Consider the following 3,076-nt stretch of genomic DNA (forward strand, 5'->3'; position numbering starts at 1 on the left):
GGCATCACTCGCCGAGACCTGAAGTCGGCCGGTGGCCTGTAAGCCATACCGGATCGGTCGACCCGCCCCCGATGGTCAGGGGCTGGGAAGAAGATAACGGGTGGCCTGTCAACCCCGAAGAGGGAGCCTGCGACCGTGGGTTGACTGGTCGGGGTCCCCGGCATGTCAGACTCGGGCGACTCGTACGACCAAATTGGTGACCCATATGGGGCGGCCCCGGAGGGGACGTGCGACCGCTTGCGGTCGGCTTTCGATGGTTCGCCGATCGCCTACGCGGGCATTCGTCGTCGATGCCCCCGAATCCGTTGTCTCCGATGCTCGCCTCTGCTGGGCCGCTCCCGTCCGGACCGGCCTGGGTGTGGGAATGGAAGTGGGACGTAACTGCGCGGGTTCGCAGAAACCTGCGGACTATAGCGTCGTAACCTGCGTGTGCGTAGAGCATTAACCCCTGCGGGACAACCGCATTCGCAGGCCGGGCAACCACCGGACGATCTCTTGCGCTACGCCGCCGCATCGACGACGGACAATGGGTCGTCGACCTTCGGGCGCGGACCGTCTCGACACCACGAAAGTCTGACAAAATGCATCGAAGACCGAAGCGCAGAGACGAATGTACCCCCAGGGGGTATCTCTTGGTATCGTCGAGGGCATGCACTCTGTGAGCCGGCGCGGTCGACGGGGCCCAGCTCCGATGGTCGGTTTGCTGATTGCACTGACGGTGTTCGGTGTGCTGTTGATGCATTCGGTGACACCGATGTCGATGCCTGTGACCGGCTCGATGTCCATGTCCATGTCGATGAGCGGCGGCCATGCCTCGATGGCAGCGCCGTCCCGCATGGCCAACTCGGTGTCGGTTCCGGTGATGACCGGGGAGCACGACTGCCCGTCGGCACACCAGATGATGCACCCCTGTGTGGGCACGACAGCGTCGTGGCCCGCGCTGACGGTCCCGGCGACGAGCGCAGCCATCGACCCGGTACCGATGCTGGTCAACCGGATCGTTGGGCGCACCGACTCCGCGTGGGGGCGTGCGCCGCCGTGGACGTTGTGGGAGTTGGACAGATCGGTGACCTTGCGAGTGTGACAGGAAGCCCGACAGACGCGTGTCTGTCGGCGGATCGAACGACATCGAATCCTCTGTACTACTCACTCTTGCAAGGAGTTTCCTCATGCGTACCAAAGTCATTGCCTCGATCGCTGCTGCTGCCGCGAGCGCGTTCCTCGTCGTCGGCTGTAGCGACAACGGGGCCGATTCGTCGATGGATGGCCATTCGATGGGATCGATGTCCTCGACGCCGGCATCGTCCGCGCCGGCGGGTTCGACGGCGCAGTTCAACGATGCCGACGTGATGTTCGCGCAGATGATGTACCCGCACCACGCGCAAGCAGTCGAGATGGCCGACATGGCCGAAGGCCGCACCGACAACACGGAGGTCCTGTCACTGGCATCGGCGATCGCATCCGCGCAACAGCCCGAGATGGACCAGATGACGGCGTGGCTGGCCGAGTGGGGTAAGCCCGCGCCCTCGGCTGACATGAGTCAGATGGGCGGGATGGACCACAGCTCCGGCAGCGGCATGATGACCGCTCAGGACATGGACGCGTTGATGGCAGCGTCGGGACCGGAATTCGACCGCCAGTGGTTGACGATGATGATCGCCCACCACACCGGTGCCATCGAGATGGCGAACACCGAAATCGCGGACGGTTCCAATCCTGACGCCCTGGAGATGGCACGCGCCATCGTCGCCACTCAGCAGCAGGAAATCGAGACCATGCAGCGGCTGCTCGGCTGACCCGGCCCGCTATACACAACGATGGCCGCATCCTCTCCGGCGGAGAGGGTGCGGCCATCAGCGCTTCGCAGTCGTCAGGGCTGCGTTTCCGGTACGAGATCAGCTCTCACAGTGACGGTGTGCGCTGCGACGGAGAATTGGAACTCCCCTCGTTCACCGCTCCGGTGATGGTGTCGGGCGCGAGGTCGAGTCGACGCAGTAATTGTGCGTTCGCAGCGACGATGATCGTCGACAGCGACATCAGGATCGCGCCGATCGACATCGGCAGCACGAACCCGACCGGTGCGAGCACCCCTGCCGCGAGCGGAACCGAGATCAGGTTGTATCCCGCTGCCCACCAGAGGTTTTGCTTCATCTTCCGGTACGAGGCGCGCGAGAGTTCGATCACCGACAACACCGACCTCGGATCGTCGCTGGCGAGGATCACCCCTGCCGACGCGATAGCGACGTCGGTGCCGGCCCCGATCGCGATACCGACATCGGCCTGTGCCAACGCTGGGGCGTCGTTGACTCCGTCGCCGACCATCGCCACCGTGCGTCCTTCACTCTGCAGTTCAGCGACGTTGTGGGACTTGTCTTCCGGTTTCACCCCGGCGAAGTAGCGGTCCACACCGAGCTCGGTGGCGACGGACTTCGCGACGGCATCGGCATCACCGGTGATCATCACCACCGCGACTCCGCGGGCGTGGAGCGCGTCGATTGCCGTGCGTGATTCGGGCCGGATCTCATCGGCGAGCGCAAGGGCACCGATCACGGCACCGTCGGCGAGGACGTGCAGGATGATCGCCCCGTCGCCCCGCCACCGGTCGGCGACAGCAAGTTCGGATCCGTGTTCCTGCTCGAGCAGCGCGGGCCCGCCGACCTGCACGCGGGTGCCGTCGACGTCCGCAGAGACCCCGACGGCGGGAGACGACTGGAAGTCTGCTGCAGCCGGGACGGTCAGGTTCCGCGCGCGTGCGGCCGCAACGATGGCCCGTGCGAGTGGGTGCTCTGAGTCGGCTTCTGCGGCAGCAGCCAAAGCGAGGACATTGTCGGCGGTGCGCCCGTTCGTCACCTCGATTGCGGTGACGGTGGGTTCACCCTTGGTGAGGGTCCCGGTCTTGTCGAAGAGCACGGTGTCCACCGTGCGCATGGTTTCGAGTGCGAGCCGGTCCTTGACCAGAACCCCGCCGCGGGCGGCACGTTCGGTGGCGATGGAGACCACCAGCGGGATCGCGAGTCCGAGTGCGTGCGGGCAGGCGATGACCAACACGGTGATGGTGCGGATGACGGCGTCGTCG

3 protein-coding genes are annotated in these 3,076 nt (G+C 65.2%); 2 read left to right on the forward strand and 1 reads right to left on the reverse strand.

The window, feature by feature from the left end; translation table 11 throughout:
• Window positions 1-649 precede the first annotated feature (649 nt).
• Window positions 650-1,084, forward strand: a complete 435-nt coding sequence (locus CH262_RS26315; protein ID WP_094626844.1) for a DUF6153 family protein — start codon at window positions 650-652, stop codon at window positions 1,082-1,084.
• Between the two features lie 85 nt (window positions 1,085-1,169).
• Window positions 1,170-1,796: a DUF305 domain-containing protein gene (locus tag CH262_RS26320; protein ID WP_094626845.1), complete on the forward strand. Its 627-nt coding sequence runs from the start codon at window positions 1,170-1,172 to the stop codon at window positions 1,794-1,796.
• Window positions 1,797-1,902: 106 nt separating this feature from the next.
• Here the strand turns inward: CH262_RS26320 and CH262_RS26325 are convergent.
• Window positions 1,903-3,076: heavy metal translocating P-type ATPase (locus CH262_RS26325; protein ID WP_143547181.1), on the reverse strand; the 1,174-nt coding region annotated here is incomplete at its 5' end.

The sequence above is a fragment of the Rhodococcus sp. 05-2255-1e genome (assembly GCF_002259025.1).
Classification (GTDB): Bacteria; Actinomycetota; Actinomycetes; order Mycobacteriales; family Mycobacteriaceae; genus Rhodococcoides; species Rhodococcoides fascians.

Coding starts and splice junctions, on each gene's coding strand:
- CH262_RS26315 (WP_094626844.1), top strand. CDS start 650: ATGCACTCTGTGAGCCGGCGCGGTCGACGGGGCCCAGCTCCGATGGTC.
- CH262_RS26320 (WP_094626845.1), top strand. CDS start 1,170: ATGCGTACCAAAGTCATTGCCTCGATCGCTGCTGCTGCCGCGAGCGCG.